15 protein-coding genes and 7 pseudogenes are annotated in these 20,672 nt (G+C 40.3%); 14 read left to right on the forward strand and 8 right to left on the reverse strand.

Annotated elements, in window-relative coordinates:
• Positions 1 to 6 precede the first annotated feature (6 nt).
• Positions 7 to 591 (reverse strand): gp53-like domain-containing protein, encoded by a 585-nt coding sequence (locus tag V3224_RS21990; RefSeq protein ID WP_334467938.1) that lies wholly within the window; start codon positions 589 to 591, stop codon positions 7 to 9.
• A 164-nt stretch (positions 592 to 755) separates the two neighbouring features.
• Between V3224_RS21990 and V3224_RS21995 the strand changes: the two are divergent.
• Positions 756 to 998 (forward strand): annotated as a pseudogene (locus tag V3224_RS21995) (recombinase family protein); the annotation flags it as partial.
• 10 nt (positions 999 to 1,008) lie between these two features.
• On the opposite strand, the gene V3224_RS22000 reads toward V3224_RS21995, so the two are convergent.
• A protein-coding gene (locus V3224_RS22000; protein WP_334472667.1) for an IS5 family transposase occupies positions 1,009 to 1,769 on the reverse strand; the annotation gives its coding sequence in 2 pieces (ribosomal slippage) (positions 1,009 to 1,431 and positions 1,434 to 1,769; 759 coding nt in all).
• A gap of 78 nt (positions 1,770 to 1,847) precedes the next feature.
• Between V3224_RS22000 and V3224_RS22005 the strand changes: the two are divergent.
• Positions 1,848 to 2,198: pseudogene (locus tag V3224_RS22005) on the forward strand (recombinase family protein); the annotation flags it as partial.
• Positions 2,199 to 2,206: 8 nt separating this feature from the next.
• On the opposite strand, the gene yghU reads toward V3224_RS22005, so the two are convergent.
• The gene (gene yghU / locus V3224_RS22010; RefSeq protein WP_334472669.1) at positions 2,207 to 3,037 is read right to left on the reverse strand and encodes a glutathione-dependent disulfide-bond oxidoreductase; all 831 of its coding nucleotides are present in this window, start codon (positions 3,035 to 3,037) and stop codon (positions 2,207 to 2,209) included.
• A 279-nt stretch (positions 3,038 to 3,316) separates the two neighbouring features.
• Between yghU and V3224_RS22015 the strand changes: the two are divergent.
• From V3224_RS22015 to V3224_RS22035, 5 genes and pseudogenes are all read left to right on the forward strand, one after another.
• Positions 3,317 to 3,728 (forward strand): annotated as a pseudogene (locus tag V3224_RS22015) (ATP-binding protein); the annotation flags it as partial.
• A gap of 285 nt (positions 3,729 to 4,013) precedes the next feature.
• On the forward strand, positions 4,014 to 5,054 hold the full coding sequence (gene istA / locus V3224_RS22020; protein ID WP_334472671.1) for an IS21 family transposase: 1,041 nt from the start codon (positions 4,014 to 4,016) through the stop codon (positions 5,052 to 5,054).
• A complete protein-coding gene (locus tag V3224_RS22025; RefSeq protein WP_334472673.1) occupies positions 5,041 to 5,220 on the forward strand; it encodes a hypothetical protein in 180 nt (59 codons plus the stop codon). The genes istA and V3224_RS22025 overlap by 14 nt, the downstream gene beginning before the upstream one ends.
• A gap of 146 nt (positions 5,221 to 5,366) precedes the next feature.
• Positions 5,367 to 5,999 (forward strand): annotated as a pseudogene (istB, locus tag V3224_RS22030) (IS21-like element helper ATPase IstB); the annotation flags it as partial.
• A gap of 223 nt (positions 6,000 to 6,222) precedes the next feature.
• Entirely contained in the window at positions 6,223 to 7,095 is an 873-nt protein-coding gene (locus V3224_RS22035; protein WP_334467716.1) for an IS982 family transposase, read from the forward strand.
• Between the two features lie 21 nt (positions 7,096 to 7,116).
• On the opposite strand, the pseudogene V3224_RS22040 reads toward V3224_RS22035, so the two are convergent.
• The 4 genes and pseudogenes from V3224_RS22040 to ycaO all read right to left on the reverse strand — a co-directional run.
• Positions 7,117 to 7,233, reverse strand: a pseudogene (locus tag V3224_RS22040) (ATP-binding protein); the annotation flags it as partial.
• 20 nt (positions 7,234 to 7,253) lie between these two features.
• Positions 7,254 to 8,126, reverse strand: a complete 873-nt coding sequence (locus V3224_RS22045; protein ID WP_334467716.1) for an IS982 family transposase — start codon at positions 8,124 to 8,126, stop codon at positions 7,254 to 7,256.
• A 263-nt stretch (positions 8,127 to 8,389) separates the two neighbouring features.
• Positions 8,390 to 8,572: pseudogene (locus V3224_RS22050) on the reverse strand (formate transporter FocA); the annotation flags it as partial.
• Between the two features lie 258 nt (positions 8,573 to 8,830).
• Positions 8,831 to 10,588 (reverse strand): 30S ribosomal protein S12 methylthiotransferase accessory factor YcaO, encoded by a 1,758-nt coding sequence (gene ycaO / locus V3224_RS22055; RefSeq protein ID WP_334472675.1) that lies wholly within the window; start codon positions 10,586 to 10,588, stop codon positions 8,831 to 8,833.
• A gap of 207 nt (positions 10,589 to 10,795) precedes the next feature.
• Here ycaO and ansB point away from each other — a divergent pair, with 207 nt between their 5' ends.
• The 6 genes and pseudogenes from ansB (at position 10,796) to ihfB (ending at position 17,476) form a co-directional block, all read left to right on the forward strand.
• Entirely contained in the window at positions 10,796 to 11,818 is a 1,023-nt protein-coding gene (gene ansB / locus V3224_RS22060; protein WP_334472676.1) for an L-asparaginase 2, read from the forward strand.
• A gap of 125 nt (positions 11,819 to 11,943) precedes the next feature.
• A complete protein-coding gene (serC, locus tag V3224_RS22065; RefSeq protein ID WP_334472780.1) occupies positions 11,944 to 13,032 on the forward strand; it encodes a 3-phosphoserine/phosphohydroxythreonine transaminase in 1,089 nt (362 codons plus the stop codon).
• Between the two features lie 109 nt (positions 13,033 to 13,141).
• A pseudogene (aroA, locus tag V3224_RS22070) lies at positions 13,142 to 14,425 on the forward strand (3-phosphoshikimate 1-carboxyvinyltransferase).
• Positions 14,426 to 14,601: 176 nt separating this feature from the next.
• Entirely contained in the window at positions 14,602 to 15,309 is a 708-nt protein-coding gene (gene cmk, locus V3224_RS22075; RefSeq protein WP_334472677.1) for a (d)CMP kinase, read from the forward strand.
• Positions 15,310 to 15,455: 146 nt separating this feature from the next.
• Complete coding sequence (rpsA, locus tag V3224_RS22080; RefSeq protein WP_334472782.1) at positions 15,456 to 17,129, forward strand: 30S ribosomal protein S1; 1,674 nt, start codon at positions 15,456 to 15,458, stop codon at positions 17,127 to 17,129.
• Positions 17,130 to 17,191: 62 nt separating this feature from the next.
• Positions 17,192 to 17,476 (forward strand): integration host factor subunit beta, encoded by a 285-nt coding sequence (gene ihfB / locus V3224_RS22085; RefSeq protein WP_334472678.1) that lies wholly within the window; start codon positions 17,192 to 17,194, stop codon positions 17,474 to 17,476.
• A 262-nt stretch (positions 17,477 to 17,738) separates the two neighbouring features.
• Here ihfB and V3224_RS22090 read toward each other — a convergent pair whose 3' ends face one another.
• Complete coding sequence (locus V3224_RS22090) at positions 17,739 to 18,707, reverse strand: IS110 family transposase (RefSeq protein ID WP_032115191.1); 969 nt, start codon at positions 18,705 to 18,707, stop codon at positions 17,739 to 17,741.
• Positions 18,708 to 19,623: 916 nt separating this feature from the next.
• On the opposite strand from V3224_RS22090, the gene V3224_RS22095 reads away from it, so the two are divergent.
• On the forward strand, positions 19,624 to 20,598 hold the full coding sequence (locus tag V3224_RS22095; RefSeq protein WP_442890884.1) for an IS701 family transposase: 975 nt from the start codon (positions 19,624 to 19,626) through the stop codon (positions 20,596 to 20,598).
• Positions 20,599 to 20,672: the final 74 nt, after the last annotated feature.

Consider the following 20,672-nt stretch of genomic DNA (forward strand, 5'->3'; position numbering starts at 1 on the left):
GTTGAGTTAGTAGCAAACCAGCTCCCATGTTCTCGGCGCTTTAATCCCTGTTCTGGTATAATCTGCACTGATAATTAACGATTTTCCGACTATTTCGACATAAGTACCTAAATTGCCCTCGGGAGCAATACCTTTGTATTTTACCGTCGCGTTTGCCGAGAAAATGGCATGAGGGACGGGACAAGGTAAAGATACCGTATAAATCTGTCCGGCATTGAGTGGTGGTGTGATGCCCCATTGTCTGATAAGGCCGCTGTCACCACATTTCCACCATCCATTCGTAGCGAGGTGAGCTGTATTTTTTGCTCCTCGATTGTTAATCTGCATATTAAGCCAGCTGCTTAACGCCCCGCCCCAAATAGGGCCAGTTACATCACCATTTTCTTGATAAACCGCGGTTCTGCCGCCCCATGAGATATGCAAATTGCTATGAGTATTGATGGTTCCATCAATTTCTACACTCTTTAACCAATGCAATCGATCATTATTCCAGGAAGCTACTTTTGCATTATTAGCATAAAATGCCACGTTGCCATCGCCATTAGCCCGTAATCCTGAATCGTTATCGCCGATATGCACAGATTGGGTCACATGGAGGTTGCCATTGACGCTACCACCCGTTCGTTTATCCAGTGCATTTTTTGCACAATCTACCGTTTCCGTTAAACCAAGGTTTTCTTAAATCGGGGATTTAGCTAATATTTTGACCAAAACCAGCGATGACAAGGCTTTCAGGGGAAGGATTAGAGGCTAAAATGGCAAAAATAGGCTATATGAGGGTGTCAAAAAATGACCAAAACACCGATTTACAGCGAAAATCGTTGATTTGCTCAAATTGCGACCAGATTTTTGAGGATAAAATCAGCGGAAAAACAGACCAGAGACCCGGATTAAAACGCGCTTTAAATTGCTTAAAAGCGCGCGATACGTTGGTGGTTTGGAAACTGGATAGACTAGGCCGCAGCATCAAACATTTAATCGGTTTAATCTCTGAACTAGGGCCTGTCATCAAATAAGCCAGACGACGGCAGCGGCCAGATGGATAGCGCCAAGAAAGTTGATGGCGGTTTTATCGTAACGGGTAGCAATAGCGCGATACTGCTTCAGTCGAGCAAAGAAGTTTTCGACTAAATGGCGAGCTTTGTAGAGGTGTTTGTCATACGTGCGGTGTTGTTTTCGGTTCGAGCGAGATGGGATCACTACCGCCTTGCCTTTGTCTTTCAATGGCTGGACAAGGCGCTTTTGAGCATCGTAGCCTTTATCGGCAATAATCGTTTGGCCTTGTGTATCCTCAAGCAACACATCGGCACCTTCTAGGTCGTGGGCCTGGCCCGGCGTAAGATGAAAGCCTGTAGGGTTACCGAGAGCATCGACTGTGACATGAATTTTGGTGCTTAACCCACCGCGACTACGCCCGATAGCTTGTTTGTCTGTATCCCCCCTTTTGCTCCAGCGCTATGCTGATGGGCCCGCACTATAGTCGAGTCAATCATCGCATACTCGTTGTCAGCATCCTGCGCCAGGGCGTTGAAAATGCGCTCCCATACGCCAGTCTTGCTCCAGCGTGAGTGACGTAAGTGCACAATACGAAAGTCGCCAAAACGTTCGGGCAGGTCTCTCCAAGGAATACCTGTTCGATAACGGTAGATCACCGCCTCTACGAACAACCGGTTGTTACGTGCGGTCATGCCCACATGGCCTTTCCGTCCAGGAAGGAATGTCTCAATCCGAGCCCATTGATCATCTCGAAGTGCATAGCGACGCGTCATCTCTTTCTCTTTGGCCGAAGTGGATAATCATATATGGGGCATATCATACACGTTTATCCCGACATTTGATGACAGGCCCTAGAAGATAAAGGGATTCATTTTCATAGTTTGACGGATTCTATCGACACCTCTTCATCCGCAGGGCGTTTTTTCTTTCATGTGATGAGCGCGTTGGCACAAATGGAGCGGGAACTGATTGTTGAGCGAACTCAGGCGGGTTTAGCCGCCGCGAGAAGCAGAGGCCGTATCGGTGGTAGACCTTGCTCATTATCTTCTGCACAGCAGCAGCAAGCTAAAAAATTACTTGAGTCCGGTCAGAGTAGAAAACAGCTTACATTACTGTATGGCGTTTCATTAACCAGCATCTACAAATATTGTCCAGTTGATCATACCGCTCGAACAGGCAAAAGTCCCTCTGATGAAAATTGAGAATGATGTTAATCCAAGTCTGATGCCTGATGGCGTTCCGAGACACCGTCATTACCTGTACGATTGACCTTACGACCACGGATCACTGCGGATCGGGCAGCAATCTCATCAGCCCAGCGTTTGACATGGTGATAATTCTGCACTGACAGAAATTCGCCTGCATCGTACAAAGCGCCTTGCACCAGCCAGCCATACCAAGGCCAAGCGGCAATATCAGCGATGCTATATTCTTCCCCCGCTAAATAACGTTTTTCAGCCAAATGGCCGTTTAATACATCTAGCTGGCGCTTGGTTTCCATTGCATAGCGATTTATCGGATATTCAAATTTTTCCGGTGCGTAGACGTAGAAGTGCCCAAAACCGCCGCCGACGAACGGAGCAGAGCCCATCTGCCAGAACAGCCAGTTTAAGGCTTCAGTGCGTGTTGCTGAATCACGTGGTAGCAGCGCGTCAAATTTTTCTGCCAGATAGAGTAGAATTGAGCCAGATTCAAACACCCGCAACGGTCTTTCACCGCTGTGATCAAGCAGTGCTGGTATCTTAGAATTAGGATTTATTTCAACAAAACCGCTAGAGAATTGCTCTCCTTCGCGGATAGAAATTAGCCAAGCATCGTACTCGGCACCGGTATGACCAAGTGCCAGCAACTCTTCCAGCATTACCGTGACCTTAACACCGTTTGGTGTACCCTGAGAATAGAGTTGTATCGGATGCTTGCCGATTGGTAGCTCTTTTTCGTGAGTTGAGCCGGAAACAGGGCGGTTGATATTAGCAAACGTACCACTAGATAGGGGTTGTTGCCATATTTTTGGCGGTATATAGGTCGAAGAATTGGTCATGGAAAATCTCCTTGATAGGTGAGGTAGTGAGTAAAAGTAAGGAAGTCTTGTTGTTTCGCTGTACAAGAAAATAATTACCATCCAGTTATGGTTAATATATGAACAAGTGAATACTAGACAGACTGTAGGCGCATTTTTTAACACTTTATTTTCGGCATTGTACAAAAGATTAGTATCAAATAGCTTACTTTTGTAAGTTTTTTGATCGTATCAAATATTTTACTTTTAGGTATCAAATGTTTTGCCGCGCTATATTTACGACTCCAGTATGAAGGACTTACTGAACGTCGGCGTCAAACGATACTCCGTTTATCTGGGCTGCCAGTGATAAAGACGTTGGAGCAGTTTGATTACAAATATGCCAGCGGTGTTCCCCGTAACCAAATGCAGGAACTGGCTGGACTGGCTTTTATTGAGCGCCAGGAGAATATCGTGTTGCCTAGGTCCGTCTGGTGTCGGTAAGACCCACCTTGCTACTGCCATCAGCTATAGGGCTGCGATGCAGGGATTAAGCATCCGTTTTCTAACTGCGGCGGACATGATGTTGCAGCTGCTTAGCTCTCATCGACAAGGTGACCTTAAAGGATATCTTACCCGAGTTATCAGTAAACCTAGACTATTGATTATCGATGAAGTTGGCTATTTACCTTTTGGCAAGGAAGAAGCAAACCTGTTCTTCCAGGTGGTGGCATGTCACCGATCATGCAAAACTGATCCACTAACGATCATCTAAAACTGATCCACTTGGTATTATTCGCACATTTTTGTACGGATAATTTATCACGAGTTTCGCACAGGCCTATAAAATTCTAGAAATGGCTTAAAAGTAATGATTAATCTGCAAGTTACTGAAATGCATAAATTCACTTAATTTACAATAAGTTATATTTAATTTATAAGGTTTTATCTATTTACATATTATGCTGAATTAAACTTAAAAATAGAGCGTTTTTTTATTGGTGCGAAACTTGTGTTTATGTTAACCAAGGAGATATTTGTGGATATTCATGTTCGCTTTGCACAAGGACAAAGCCTTCGAAAAATTGCCCGTGAATTGGGCATATCCCGTAACACCGTAAAACATCATTTACAACAACAGACAATGCCAACTTATGCTAAAAGAAGTCAACAACCGACTAAATTAGCACCCTTTAAACCTTATTTGCTTCAGCGAATTGAACTGGCTAAACCTGATTGGATCCCTGCAACAGTCTTATTTGATGAAGTAGTTGAAAGCGGCTATCAAGGCGGTATTGCTCAATTACGCCGATTTGTTTGTCAATTTAAACCAAGCATTGTTCCCGAAGCTGTCGTCCGTTTTGAAACACAGCCAGGTCAACAAATGCAAATCGACTTCACCAGCATCCGGCGAGGTAAAAAATCACTAAAAGCGTTTGGTGCAACGCTAGGCTATTCGCGTGCGAGTTATGTAAAGTTCTTTGATAATGAACGAGCAGAATCCTGGCAACAAGGTTTACGAGAAGCTTTCGACTATTTTGGTTGTGTACCACAGGAAATATTGTGTGATAACGCAAAATCCCTCATCATCGAACGGGATGCTTATGCAGAAGGTGAACATAAATTACATGTCGAAATGCTTCAAATGTCGAAAGATTACGGGTTTAAATTGTGTGCTTGCAAGCCCTACAGGGCAAAAACTAAAGGGAAAGTAGAGCGCTTTAACCACTATTTAAAAAACAGCTTTATCGTACCATTAAATACCGACCTTCGTGCTCATAATCTTGAACTGGATATTGAGATAGCTAATGCAAGAGTGGGGCCCTGGTTACAACGCGTTGCCCATCAGCGGATTCATGGAACAACGTTAGAGAAGCCAGCAGATAGACTAGCTAAGGAAGTTAAGTATCTTCTACCCTTACCAGCAAGGGTTTGCCAATCTATCCCGCAGACTGATACGCTTAATATCCGTATCGTACCGCCCCTTGAATCTGTCAGTTTGCAACACTCAATCAGCGTATACGAAGCATTGCTGGGAGGTGAACATGTTATTGCATGAACAAATTGAACACCTGTGTGAGTCATTGAAATTAAATTCTATTCCGACTCATTGGTCATCACTTGCCGAACAATGCATTGCCCAAGACAAAAGCTACGGAGAGTTTTTACTGTCCCTATTAAACACGAGTTTCGCACAGGCATATAAAATTCTAGAAATGGCTTAAAAGCAATGATCAATCTGCAAGTTACTAAAACACATGAATTTTCTTAAATTACAATAAGTTGTATTTGATTTATAAGGTTTTATCTATTTATATATTATGCTGAATTAAACTTAAAAATAGAGCGTTTTTTTATTGGTGCGAAACTCGTGTTAAAATGTGAGCAACAACAACGAGATGAACGAACCCGTAATCTTTTGAGTCGGATGGCAGGATTCCCAGCACATAAAGAACTTAATACGTTCGATTTTAAGTTTGCAACGGGGATCCCCAAACAACACATACAGGAATTAAGCGCATTAACGTTTATTGAACGTAATGAAAATGTCGTGTTGCTTGGCCCAAGCGGTGTAGGCAAAACGCATTTAGCTATTGGGTTAGGATTAAAAGCAGTACAGGCCAAGAAGAAAACCCGCTTTACCACGGCAGCTGAACTGATGTTGCAACTCTCAACTGCCAAACGACAAAATAAGCTCAAACAATATCTATCACGTTCGGTGATGGCCCCGAAATTGTTGATTATCGATGAGATTGGATACCTGCCGTTTGGGCGAGAAGAAGCAAACCTGTTTTTCAATGTGATTGCCAAGCGTTATGAGCATGGCAGTGTCATATTGACGAGTAACTTATCATTTGGGCAATGGCCAAATGCTTTTGCTGATGACGCAACATTAACTGCCGCTATGCTTGATCGTTTACTTCATCATTCGCATGTACTGCAATTAAGCGGTGAAAGCTATCGATTGAAAGATAAGCGGCGCTCAGGAGCAATGACTGAGTAAAAGTGGATCAATTTTGATTGATCGGATTTAGCTAAAAAGTGGATCAGTTTTCGGTGATCGTTGACAGTGGCAAAGCGATATGAAGCGGGTAGTGTGCTCTTAACTAACCTGAGTTCGGGATAAGAAATAAAGAGAAAGTCTTGATATTCAAATAGTTGAATGAGCCTGTTTTGTTAAAATACTCTAACAGTCTGGTTAAAGAGTAGAGCATTGTTAAACAATTATGGAAAATCTTACTGAACTTTATTGCCTGATGGATGATTTTTGCAAAGACTTCGAGCCAAAAATGCATGAATATTTGCTGACTAACGGTACTAAGCGTCGTAGACGGTCTACTCAGCTTTCGTTGGCGGAAATGATGACACTGGTTGTGTTGTTTCATCAACTCCGATTCAGGCAATTCAAGGTATTTTATCTCTATTATGTCCGCTTATATCTCCGGAAGGAATTTCCTAACTTGCCATCCTATTCACGCTGTGTAGAGTTACTTCCGCGTAGTGCCTTAGCGTTAACGGCACTGTTTGAGTCAATTAAGGGAAAATGCACGGGGCTATCGGTTGCCGATTCTACTCCGATAGCGGTGTGTGATAACTTACGGATCCGCAGACATAAAGTCTTCAATGGGATAGCTGAACGGGGAAAAAATTCAACAGGTTGGTTCTTTGGTTTCAAGCTTCATGTAATTATCAATCATTTGGGGGAAATACTCAGTTTTCGACTCACACCAGGAAACACCGATGATCGGAAACCATTGCCTGAGCTGACAAAGGATCTTTCTGGTTGTTTGTACGCAGATAAAGGGTATTTATCGGCTTCACTGAAACAGCAACTCAAAACGATGGGAATTAGCCTTATAACGAATATCAAGAAGAAAATGAAGCCTATTAAACAGACTTGTTTCGACAAAGCCATCTTGCGTCATCGTTCTGTCATTGAAACGGTATTTGATGAGTTAAAAAATCTTTGTCAAATAGAGCATACGCGACATCGCTCTCCGGCTAACTTTGTAGTGAATTTATTAGGCGGACTGGTTGCATATTGTTTAATGCCATCTAAACCAAAGATACCTGTTGCAGGTACGTATCTTCAAGTATAATTGATAATGCTTATCCCGAACTCAGGTTACAATATGTGCATGGTGCAGCAATCTATCCAGCATAGGCGCTGTTAGCGTCTCATCGTCACCAAATGTACTTGACCACTGAGCAAAAGACAGATTACTAGTTAACCTGAGTTCGGGATAAGCATTATCAATTATACTTGAAGATACGTACCTGCAACAGGTATCTTTGGTTTAGATGGCATTAAACAATATGCAACCAGTCCGCCTAATAAATTCACTACAAAGTTAGCCGGAGAGCGATGTCGCGTATGCTCTATTTGACAAAGATTTTTTAACTCATCAAATACCGTTTCAATGACAGAACGATGACGCAAGATGGCTTTGTCGAAACAAGTCTGTTTAATAGGCTTCATTTTCTTCTTGATATTCGTTATAAGGCTAATTCCCATCGTTTTGAGTTGCTGTTTCAGTGAAGCCGATAAATACCCTTTATCTGCGTACAAACAACCAGAAAGATCCTTTGTCAGCTCAGGCAATGGTTTCCGATCATCGGTGTTTCCTGGTGTGAGTCGAAAACTGAGTATTTCCCCCAAATGATTGATAATTACATGAAGCTTGAAACCAAAGAACCAACCTGTTGAATTTTTTCCCCGTTCAGCTATCCCATTGAAGACTTTATGTCTGCGGATCCGTAAGTTATCACACACCGCTATCGGAGTAGAATCGGCAACCGATAGCCCCGTGCATTTTCCCTTAATTGACTCAAACAGTGCCGTTAACGCTAAGGCACTACGCGGAAGTAACTCTACACAGCGTGAATAGGATGGCAAGTTAGGAAATTCCTTCCGGAGATATAAGCGGACATAATAGAGATAAAATACCTTGAATTGCCTGAATCGGAGTTGATGAAACAACACAACCAGTGTCATCATTTCCGCCAACGAAAGCTGAGTAGACCGTCTACGACGCTTAGTACCGTTAGTCAGCAAATATTCATGCATTTTTGGCTCGAAGTCTTTGCAAAAATCATCCATCAGGCAATAAAGTTCAGTAAGATTTTCCATAATTGTTTAACAATGCTCTACTCTTTAACCAGACTGTTAGAGTATTTTAACAAAACAGGCTCATTCAACTATTTGAATATCAAGACTTTCTCTTTATTTCTTATCCCGAACTCAGGTTATTGTACAGATTAGTGGACAAAGTTATCGGTTAAAAGACAAGCTAAAAAGCGGTCAGCTACATAAAAAATTGAAACCGGAACTTAGCGAGTAAATTAAAGGGGGTGGATCAGTTTTACTTTAGCAAAGTGGATCAGAATTCAGTTGGCATTGACACCCGTGGTGACAGTAATATAAAAAACGAAAGCAATGGAAATAAATATACCTGCGGTAATAGCAGATAAATAAGTAATTTGAGGATGCTTATTAACTTTATATACTCCGGTATTATCGGCAAGTTGCGCCATTGCAGCCGGTGATAATAAATTGGACAAGTTGTTAGCTTTCATAACCAACATGCTCTTATGAAGTTAAGGAATTATGGCGTCAGCAATATTAACAAAGGGCACATCAGATAAATTTGATATAGATCATTATTATTTGGTTGACAAATAGCAATAAAACCAAAGAATTAAGATAACTATTTGATTTATAATTAAAAATTTTATAAAAACGATTGAGAAATAAATAATCAGGTTAAATTATCGTTGAAAGCGGTTTTTTGTCCAATAAAGATTAACCTGATATTTATTGTTAGATTTGACTAATCAGTTAAAGTAAGCCTGTTTAGCGGTTTGCAGTTTATGATAAACATTGAGTAACGCTTGATGCGCCGGCAGCGTTTTTAACTCAGCATCAATTGACCATAAGCCATAAAAACAGTTTTCACCGGCAATGGCCTTCGATGCGGCCATAACAGCATGTTGACCATACATTTTGTTGAAAGCTTCATCGTATTGAAAAGGCTGACGTTCAGCTTCTTGAGTTAATTGCAGTAATGTTTGTAGACAGCGATAATAATTGGCTCGCTCGGCAGTAAATAGCGAAGAATTGAACTCTAGCGTCCATTCAATCCATAGTAGCGCTTGAGCAAAATCACCACCTGCCAGTGCTAGCATCGATTTTAATTCACCGATCCGTAAGTGGCTCCAACCATTACCGCTACCAACGGCAATGCCTAATAATTCACGGAGACGAGTAAAATCATCAAAACCTTCATCATCCAGCCGCCCTAACAACCGCAGATAATCATCTTTTTGCCACTGACTATCAGGTAGTGACATAATGGTATCACGTAAATCTATCGCCATCGCGTTATTGGCAATCTGCAGATCGTCGACTGGATAAATATCTGATATTCCCGGAACAATAATACGGCAGACATAAACATCTAAATGCTGATAATCGGCAATATAAACTTCAGCATTTATCTGATTGAAAATCGCCATCAAAGTAGCAAATTCTGCGTTTGGGGTGCCTTTAAAGTTCCAATCGACAAAGGAATAATCGGCATCACGTTTAAATATATCCCAACTAATTAAACCGCTTGAATCGATAAAATGGGTTTCCAGATTAGTATGCTCTGCAACTTCATCATCATCAAATGTTGGCATATTAAATACATCCAAATCTTTTAAACTGCGGCCTTGCAGTAATTCGGTAACTGTACGTTCAAGTGCGATACCAAAATCAGGATGGGCACCAAAAGAAGCGAAACAAGTGCCATTACTCGGATTAAAAAGTACCACACAGATAACCGGGTATTTACCACCGAGAGAAGCATCAAAACAGAAAATAGGAAAACCTTCCTCTTCTAATTTAGCAACTGCCTGAACAACGCCAGGATAGCGCTCCATGACATGCTCAGGAATAACAGGCAAACTGATTCGCTCGGCAATAATACGGTTTTTAATATGACGCTCAAAGATCTCTGACAATGCCTGCACCTGCGCTTCATCTTGCGTATTACCGGCTGACATGCCATTCGACACATACAGATTACCAATAATATTCATTGGAATATAAACCGTTTGTTGATCGGATTGGCGGATAAAAGGTAACGTACAAATCCCACGGGCTCTATTACTTGATTGTAAATCAATCAGCATGCTAGCGGACAGATTATTTTCAGGATCGTAGAAAGCACGTAATTTTTCATCCAGCATTCCTTTAGGTAAGTGATCGTCCGATGTTAGAGCAAACCACTTTTCATTGGGATAGTGGACAAAATTACCATTTGCAATTTTAACGCCTAGATAAAAATCAGCGAAAAAGTAATTGGTTGCTAAACGTTCAAAATATTCCCCCAGTGCAGAGGCCAAGGCGGCTTTTTTACTAGCGCCTTTACCGTTAGTAAAACACATAGGGCAGTCTCTATCACGGATATGGATTGACCAGACATTCGGCACTGGATTTAACCAAGAGGCCTCTTCAATATGAAAACCGAGTTTTTTAAGTTGTTGCTGAAACGTGGTAATAGAATCTTCTAATGCGGCATCTTTGCCAGGAATAAAAGTTTGGCTCATAAATTGGTTACTTATTCGTTTTTGATAACTAAAAGCAGATAATACGGCATTTTTGTTTGCTTCTCTATTCAATAGGCCACAGTAGCAAAATGCAATATTGAAATTAATATCTATTTTTTCTGCAAATAACAGAAATATATTTTGCATTTTATATAATTTACCAAATTTTTAAAATGGTATTTTATTATAAAGAAGTTAAATATTTCTTTGTTAGTTGGTGCTATGTTGTTAACTAACAGTGCTGCTTCTGCCTTACCAACCATTACAGTACTAGCCACTGGAGGTACGATAGCTGGTGGCGGTGATTCAGCGACTCAATCCCAATATACAGCCGGTAAAGTGAGTATTGATGCATTAATTAATGCGGTACCTGAAATAAAGAAAATTGCGCATCTTAATCGCGAACAAATTGTTAATATCGGTTCGCAAGATATGAATGATCAGGTATGGTTAACTTTAGCGAAGAAAATTAATGCCGATTGTGACAAAACAGCTGGTTTTATCATTACTCATGGTACTGACACGCTAGAGGAAACCGCTTATTTTTTAGATTTAACCACCCACTGTCATAAACCAATTGTAATGGTTGGTGCGATGAAGCCAGCCACAGCATTAGGTGCTGATGGGCCGTTAAATCTCTATAACGCCGTTATTGTTGCCACTGATAAAGAGGTGGGCAAACGAGGTGTTTTATTAGCCATGGACGATAAAGTTATTAGTGGTCGTACTGTGGTTAAAATGAATACCAACTTTGTTGAAGCATTTGAAGCTGTTAATGCTGGCGCTGAAGCTTTTATCTACAATGGCAAAGTGCACTATTTAAACGCGGCTCAACCCAGAGCGCAGAACGCAATTTTTGATATTAGTCAGTTAGATAAATTACCTAAAGTTGGCATTGTTTATAACTATTCAAATGCATCGGCACTACCAGCCAAGTCATTGATCTATAATGGCTATCAAGGCATTGTTAGTGCTGGAGTGGGTAACGGCAATATGTATAACAAAATTTTTAATGTATTGGCCGATGCAGTAAAACAAGGCATAGGGGTTGTTCGCGCTAGTCGTGTGCCAACAGGTTTTACAACTCGCGATGCAGAAGTGAATGATAGTAAATATGGATTTGTTGCTGCAGAACGTTTGAATCCGCAGAAGGCTCAGGTTTTACTACAGTTAGCCTTGACTCAAACCCATGACCCAATAAAAATTCAAGCGATGTTTGATAAGTATTAATTGGTTATCAGAAAAATGCTGTTTGCCGGCCAGTTGTTTTATTTACAGCTGTTCAGAGGTAATGTTAAAACCTAACCAGAGATTAAATAATAGTAAAAGCTTAATTAGGTCAATAAGGGTGGGTGATGAGTCAGGTATATAATTTTAGCGCTGGTCCGGCCATGTTACCGGTAGAAGTTTTACATCGTGCACAACAAGAACTTTGTAATTGGAACGGTATGGGTGTTTCGGTGATGGAAATAAGCCATCGCAGTGAAGCTTTTATGGAAATAGTTAGAGAAGCTGAACAAAATCTACGTCAATTACTCAAAATACCCGATAATTATAAAATCCTTTTTTGTCACGGTGGTGCCAGAGGTCAATTTGCCGCCTTGCCACTAAATTTATTTCAACCTGATGAAACCGTTGACTATATTGTTGGTGGCTATTGGGCAAAGTCTGCTGCGCAAGAGGCAGCAAAATATTGTGCTGTCAATGAGATTGATATTCGGCTGGAAAAATCAGCTTATTTAAGCGTGCAACCGATGGAGAAATGGTCATTAACGACCAGTGCCAAATACCTTCATTATTGCCCGAATGAAACGATTGATGGTATAGCTATCCACACACTACCTGATTTTTCGGCCGATAAAATTGTTATTGCTGATTACTCCTCAGCTATCTTATCACGGCGACTTGATGTCAGCCGTTTTGGTGTTATTTATGCTGGTGCGCAAAAAAATATTGGGCCAGTAGGCATCACATTGGTTATCATTCGGGAAGATTTGTTAGGTCGGGCGAGAAAGGCTACTCCTTCTATTCTTGATTACACCATATTGGCTAAAAATAACTCAATGTACAATACGCCCCCAACTTTTGCCTGGTATCTATCGGGTATGGTGTTTAAATGGTTAAAACAGCAGGGTGGCTTGCAAGAAATAGAAAAACGCAATCAACAAAAAGCCCGCTTACTGTATGATGTTATTGATAATAGCCAGTTTTATATTAATCGAATCGATCCAGTTAATCGTTCGGTCATGAATATTCCATTCCAAATGGTAAAACCTAACTTAGATGATAAATTTATCAAAGCGGCAGAGCGGCAAGGGCTACTGTTCCTGAAAGGGCATAAAGCAGCAGGTGGCATGCGTGCTTCAATTTATAATGCTATGCCGCTGGCTGGTGTACAGAAGCTAGTTGATTTTATGATTGATTTTGAACATCAGAATAAATAAAATAATCCTTTATGGTTAGATTGGTAGTGATATCGTCTAACCCTATCAAATGAATATAAATGTGATTTAAATAATTTATCCAACTTCGTTATTGGAGAGTCTACTATTAATGCAAGCCCTGACAATACAACCCATTTCTTACGTTGAAGGTACTATCAATCTTCCTGGCTCGAAAAGTATTTCTAACCGGGTACTATTGTTAGCTGCATGAGCGCAAGGCCAAACCGTTTTAACTAATCTTCTTGCTAGTGATGATATTCGTCATATGCTTAATGCTTTGACAGCATTGGGTGTCGAATATCAATTATCCAAAGATCTCACCACGTGTATTGTAAAAGGTGGCGGGCATTATTTTAGCCATAGAAAAGGTTTAGAAATTTTTCTCGGTAATGCCGGCACGGCTATGCGCCCATTAACTGCGGTTTTAGCATTGGCGGACAATGATATTGTCTTAACCGGCGAGCCCAGAATGAAAGAGCGACCTATTGGCCATCTTATTGATGCGCTACAGCAAGGTGGCGCAAATATTGATTATCTTGAGCAAGCTGGTTATCCGCCTATAAGGATAAAAGGTGGCTTTCGCGGTGGGAATATCACAGTAGATGGACGCGTATCTAGCCAATTTTTAACAGCTCTTTTAATGGCCGCACCTTTAGCGCCTAATGATACGACTATTCAGATAAAAGGAGAGCTGGTTTCTAAACCCTATATTGACATTACTCTGGCACTGATGCGTGATTTTGGCGTTGAAGTAGACAATCAACACTATTGTCGATTTCATATTAAAGCCGGACAACACTATATTTCACCAGGGGATTATCTTGTTGAGGGCGACGCCTCTTCTGCCTCTTATTTTTTAGCTGCGTCAGCAATTAAAGGTGGTACCGTTAGGGTAACAGGTATTGGCAAAGATAGCTTGCAAGGCGATACCCAATTCGCTGCTGTACTAGAAAAAATGGGTGCCAAAATACGTTGGGGTAAAGATTATATCGAATGTCAACGAGGTGAGTTAATTGGTATTGATATGGATATGAATGCGATCCCCGATGCGGCGATGACGGTTGCGACTCTGGCGCTCTTTGCTCGTGCTGAAACTATTATTCGTAATATCCATAACTGGCGGGTAAAAGAAACTGACAGATTAACGGCAATGGCGACTGAATTAACAAAAGTTGGCGCAAAAGTGGAAGAAGGTCGTGATTATATACGTATTTTACCGCCTAAATTATTACAGCATGCTGAAATAGCAACTTATAATGATCATCGTATGGCGATGTGCTTTTCACTTGTCGCGTTGTCAGATACGCCGGTTACCATTTTGGATCCAAATTGTACCGCTAAGACTTTTCCAGACTACTTTAATCAACTAGAAAAATTAAGTCATCGGTACTAGTGTATGCCTAAAAATTAGTACAATACTGAACGACAAGTATTATGCCTGCAACGCTAAATTTGCTCTAAATATCTCTTTAGTTTTCCTTAATAGAATGAATTGAGTATAATAGGGTACTTATTAGCCTGATAGAAAGTAGTTGCTAAATTGCATTTCTATCACAAAGGAGGAGTATAATGGTGGTTTTACCCCCCGTTATCACAGTTGATGGTCCAAGTGGCGCAGGTAAAGGTACATTATGTCAGGCATTGGCAAATAAACTGGGCTGGCAGTTACTTGATTCTGGCGCCATTTACCGTGTACTGGCTTTAGCAGCATTACATCATCATGTTGATATTAAGTCTGAAGAAGCATTAGTTCCATTAGCGGCTAATCTTGATGTCCGTTTTGAACCAAGAGAAAACGAATTAGCTGTTATGCTTGAGGGGGAGGATGTCAGTAATGTAATTCGTAGCGAAGTTGTTGGTAATACGGCATCTCTTAGCGCAACTTTTCCTCGCGTTAGAGAAGCATTATTGCGTCGGCAAAGAGCATTTCGCACTAAACCGGGTTTGATTGCTGACGGTCGTGACATGGGAACGGTGGTTTTTCCAGACGCACCGGTAAAGATTTTTCTTGATGCCACACCTGAAGAGCGTGCTCGTAGACGAATGCAACAGTTGCAGGAAAAGGGCTTTGATGTTAAATTAAGCGATCTTTTAACTGATATTAAAGAGCGTGATTATCGTGATCGTAATAGGTTAATTGCGCCATTGGTACCTGCAAAAGATGCGTTGATCCTGGATTCTACAAAGTTATCAATTGAAGGGGTCATCGAGCAAGTACTTGCTTATGTGAAAAAAAGTAAATATTATCTATATAATATGCTCAATATTGACATATAATAAGTTAATACACCTATTTGGTGTACCTGAATTTGTGTTCAGTTAAGTAAAGCTTTGTAACAAGGAGTGTTGCGAGGTATGTGAAATAACCCCATTTGGCAGGATGTTGAATGGCAGTTAAAATTAAAATTTTTGAAGATCTTACTATGACAGAATCTTTTGCTCAACTCTTTGAAGAATCTTTACAGAGTATCGAAACCCGTCCAGGGGCTATTGTTCGTGGTGTTGTTGTTGCTATCGACAAAGATGTCGTGTTAGTTGATGCCGGTCTGAAATCAGAATCAGCGATCCCAGTAGAACAATTTAAAAATGTGCAAGGTGAGCTAGAAATTCAGGTTGGTGATGAAATCGATGTTGCTTTAGATGCAGTAGAAGATGGTTTCGGTGAAACTATCCTGTCTCGCGAAAAAGCGAAACGTCATGAAGCTTGGTTGATGCTAGAAAAAGCCTATGAAGATGCCGAAACAGTTATGGGCATCATCAATGGCAAAGTGAAAGGTGGTTTCACAGTAGAATTAAAAGGAATTCGTGCATTTTTACCCGGTTCATTGGTTGATGTTCGCCCAGTTCGTGACACAACTCACCTGGAAGGTAAAGAGCTTGAGTTCAAAGTTATCAAACTGGATCAGAAACGCAATAACGTTGTTGTTTCGCGTCGTGCTGTGATTGAGTCTGAAAGCAGTACAGAACGTGATCAGTTACTGGAAAACTTGCAGGAAGGCATGGAAGTTAAGGGTATTGTTAAAAACTTAACTGACTATGGTGCATTCGTTGATCTGGGCGGTGTTGATGGCTTATTACACATTACTGACATGGCTTGGAAACGTGTTAAACACCCAAGTGAAATTGTGAATGTTGGTGATGAAATCAATGTTAAAGTATTGAAGTTTGATCGTGATCGTACACGTGTTTCTTTAGGCCTGAAGCAGCTAGGAGAAGATCCATGGGTAGCTATTGCTAAGCGTTATCCAGAAGGCACTAAGTTGACAGGGCGAGTCACTAATCTTACTGATTATGGCTGCTTTGTTGAAATTGAGGAAGGTGTTGAAGGTTTAGTACACGTTTCCGAAATGGATTGGACTAATAAAAATATCCATCCATCTAAAGTTGTTAATGTGGGTGATGTTGTTGAAGTTATGGTTCTAGATATTGACGAAGAGCGTCGTCGTATCTCATTAGGTTTGAAACAGTGTAAACCAAATCCATGGCAGCAATTTGCAGAAACGCACAATAAGAATGATCGGGTAGAAGGTAAAATAAAATCTATTACTGATTTTGGTATCTTCATTGGTTTAGAAGGTGGTATTGATGGTTTAGTTCATCTGTCTGATATTTCTTGGAATGTTGCAGGTGAAGAAGCGGTTCGTGAATACAAAAAAGGCGATGAAATCGCTGCAGTTGTATTGCAAGTTGACGCTGAACGTGAACGTATTTCTTTGGGTATTAAACAGTTAGCGGAAGATCCATTTAATAACTATCTGTCTGCTCATAAGAAAGGTGTCATCGTTACCGGTAAAGTAGTGGCTGTTGATGCGAAAGGAGCAACGATTGAGTTGGCTGCTGGTGTTGAAGGTCACTTACGTGCATCTGAAGCTTCACGTGATCGCGTGGAAGATACTACTCAAGTATTGAACGTTGGCGATACAGTTGAAGCTAAATATACTGGTGTTGATCGCAAAAACCGTATCATTACCTTATCTGTTCGTGCAAAAGATGAAGCAGATGAAAAAGATGCCATTGCTTCTGTGAACAAACAGGAAGATACCAATTTTGCCAATAATGCGATGGCAGAAGCGTTCAAAGCAGCGAAAGGCGAATAATTAAGTTTTTAATCATAGGGCAACATTTTGTTGCCCCGTAACGGTAGTTTAGGGGAGGTACTATGACCAGGTCTGAATTAATTGAAAGAGTTATTAACCAATTAGCTCATATACCAGCAAAACTTATTGAAGAAGCTGTGAAAGAAATGCTTGATCATATGGCAATAACACTTGCTAAGGGAGAGCGTATTGAGATCCGCGGATTCGGCAGTTTTTCTCTTCATTACCGTGCACCGCGCATCGGCCGTAATCCGAAAACGGGTGATAAAGTTGATTTGAAAGGAAAACATGTTCCTCATTTCAAGCCGGGTAAAGAATTACGTGATCGCGTTAACATTTATGCATAAATATTAACAAATTTAATTTATTTATTCTCTTAAAATGGTGCCTTAATTAAGGCGCCATTTTTTATTGCTGCGCTCAGGTCAATTTTTCCAATACAATTTTTTTGAATTATTAAAACTTCTCCTTATTGTTATAAGACATTTAATTATTAAAAAATAATAAAATTTTATAATCAAAAATAAATTTTCTTAACTTAACATTAGTTGAGAATAATCTCGCAAAAAAATGAAAATAGTAGAAAAGCAACTGTCTTGAACAGTATATTTATGGAGCAACGTTATGATACGACTCATCCCATTCTTGGTTCTTTCTGAGAATCGCATTCAGGATAGTCAGCAGTTTGCGCATACAGGCAACCAGCGCCACTTTTTTGGCTTTTCCTGCTGCAACCAGCCGTGTGTAAAATGCTTTTATCACCGGATTGAAACGAGTTGCAACCAGTGCAGCCATGTACAAAGAGGTTCGAACTCCGGCCCGACCGCCAAAAATGGTTCGTCGGCCACGCATGGTTCCCGAGTCTCTATTAACAGGAGCTACCCCAACCAGTGCACTGATCTCCCTGCGCGAGAGTTTCCCTAACTCAGGGACTTCTGCCAGCAATGTAGCAGCAGTCATCATACCAATGCCTTTGATAGTACTTAGCCGCTCTGCAAGCTCGTTGAAATGATCCGTAATATGCTTATGCATATCCTCGTCAATCCGTTTAAGTTCATTTTCTAGTGCATTGATGATGTTACTGATGCTTTTTCTGTTTTGCGGGTGAGATGGATGCATCCGGTTTCTTTCAGCTACAAGCATTGCAATCAGCTGGCGTCTGCGCACCACCATAGCAGCAAGAATCTGACGCTCTGCATCAGGAATAGCCTGGATAAAACGTGACCGCTCAGGATGGCGGTTAATGACATCAGCCATCTGAGCTAAAACTCTGGCATCTATTCTATCAGTCTTTGCCAGATAGCCCATGGATCGAGCAAAGTCTCTGGCTTGCCTGGGATTGATAACGGCAACATCAAAACCTTCAGCCTGAAGAGCGCATGCAATCGCTGCCTCGAGACCACCTGTAGCTTCCATCAGAATCAAGGCTATGTTGTTCTTTTTCAGTTGATAAATGATGGTATCGAACCCGTCAGGGTTATTGCTGACTCTGAACTGCTCAATGTTATTGGTGCCTGCAATATCCAATGAAGCTTTAGAAACATCAATTCCTACACAAATTGGATTTAGCTGACTCATATTACCCATCCTTGCAAATACGTTATGAATTACGGACAACTGTTCGGGTTTCAGATGAGTGGCTAAGTGTATGCATCATTCGCTTTGCTACGGGCTATAAACCCCAGGGACAATCGGATTACATACACCTTGCCAAATCTAATCGCTATTATTATAACCAAATTTCAAGATACAAGGGATAAATATTATTTTGACCTTTTATATAAAATCTCATTTATTCTTTTGAAAAAATTCAATATTAATACTAATTTTCGTAATATAGATCTGGCCAAGGAAGAGCTATATGAAAAAAATGTCAGCTCATATAAATAGGCTGCAGATAAATATTAATTCAGCGTCAGTGGCTGTAATATTGGGATCATTACCCTTACTTTTTTTATCTCAATTACCAAATAAATCATTACAATTATGGTTGTTTGTCATACTCTGTTTATTTTGGTTTATTCCATTTTATTTAACAAAATTTATTGCTATTTTAGCTATAAGTTTTTTGTGGGGATGTTGGTAGGGATATTATTTATTAGAAAAAATGAAATTATTAAGTCAGCAAGAACAACGTCATGTAGCCATTATTGAAGATAGTTTAGTTAATAGGGATAATAATATTCGAATAAAAGTAAGGTTGTTAATCAATAATAAAGAATCATTTCCGATATTGTATGCTTATCTTCAGTTTAAGCCTAATGCTCTAACTAAAAATAATTTTTTTTGTGCCGGACAACAACTCATTTTTTCTGGTCGCTCAAAGCCCGTTCATAGTTTATTAAATGAAGGTGGATTTGATTTACAACGTTATGCCATAAGTCAACGCTTGCTAGGTACGTTTAATGTTCAAAACTTTACTATACACGAGTTTCGCAATCTCCAAAAAAGAAGTATAAATTTAAAAACAAGAAAAAATCAGGGTGTTCATATTTTGTCGGGTTATCCATGTATTAAAGATATCTATAAAACATTCTTACAAGTAAGCAGTTTAAGATACTCTGGTTTAGCGTTATCAGAAGTAAGCCCATCGCCTTTATCTCATGACACTGTTAGCCGATGGCTAAAAAGTAGATGTTTTAGACCTAAAGACCTATGGCGATTAGTTGAACCTTCTATAGACAAAAAAAGCCCTTGCGTACTAATTGCCGATGATACATTGATTGCCAAAACACGTAGTAAAAAAATAGAGATGGTCCATTATCAATATTCAGGTAATGAACATGATGTTATTGCTGGCATAGGTTTAGTTAATTTGCTTTGGCATGATCTGACGAAGGTTGAATCAATTCCTATCAATTATCTTATTTATGATAAAGATTCTGATGGAAAAACAAAAAACACGCACTTTTCCGAAATGCTCACTCTTGCTAAAAAAAGAGGGATCATGCCAGAAGTCGTAGTGATGGATGCTTGGTATTCTAGCCTGGATAACCTGAAATCAATTCGCTCTCATGGTTGGATCTGGGTAAACACGCTGAGGAAAAATAGGATTGTTAACCATAACAAACAACTGAACAAGTTAGACATCTCAGAAGAAGGAACGTCAATACACTTGCGAGGATATGGTTGGGTAACCGTTTTCAAATTTACAGCCAAAAACGGCCGTATTGATTACATAGTAACAAACAAAGAGAATCCCACCCGTCAATACCTCAAATCTATCATGGATGCCCGTTGGTCTGTTGAAGTTTATCATCGAGAAGTTAAACAAAACTGTGGTATTGAACGCTGTCAGGCTCGCACGAGCCGAGCGCAAAGAAATCATATTTTTCTCGCTATTTCTGCGTGGTTTGAACAACATAAACGTCGTATATCTGAAAAAATAACCCTTTATCAACAAAATTGGGACGTAATCAAAAGTGCTATTACTGAGCAAATCCGTGTTTTATTAGCGTACCCAAATTAGTTTTGTGCGAAACTCGTGCTATATTGAATAAACACTGTTCTTTAAGGCAAAAGGTAATTGCAGCGTCGGTTAAT

Origin of the sequence: Arsenophonus sp. PmNCSU2021_1 (assembly GCF_036919435.1) — a bacterium.
GTDB lineage: Bacteria > Pseudomonadota > Gammaproteobacteria > Enterobacterales > Enterobacteriaceae > Arsenophonus > Arsenophonus nilaparvatae.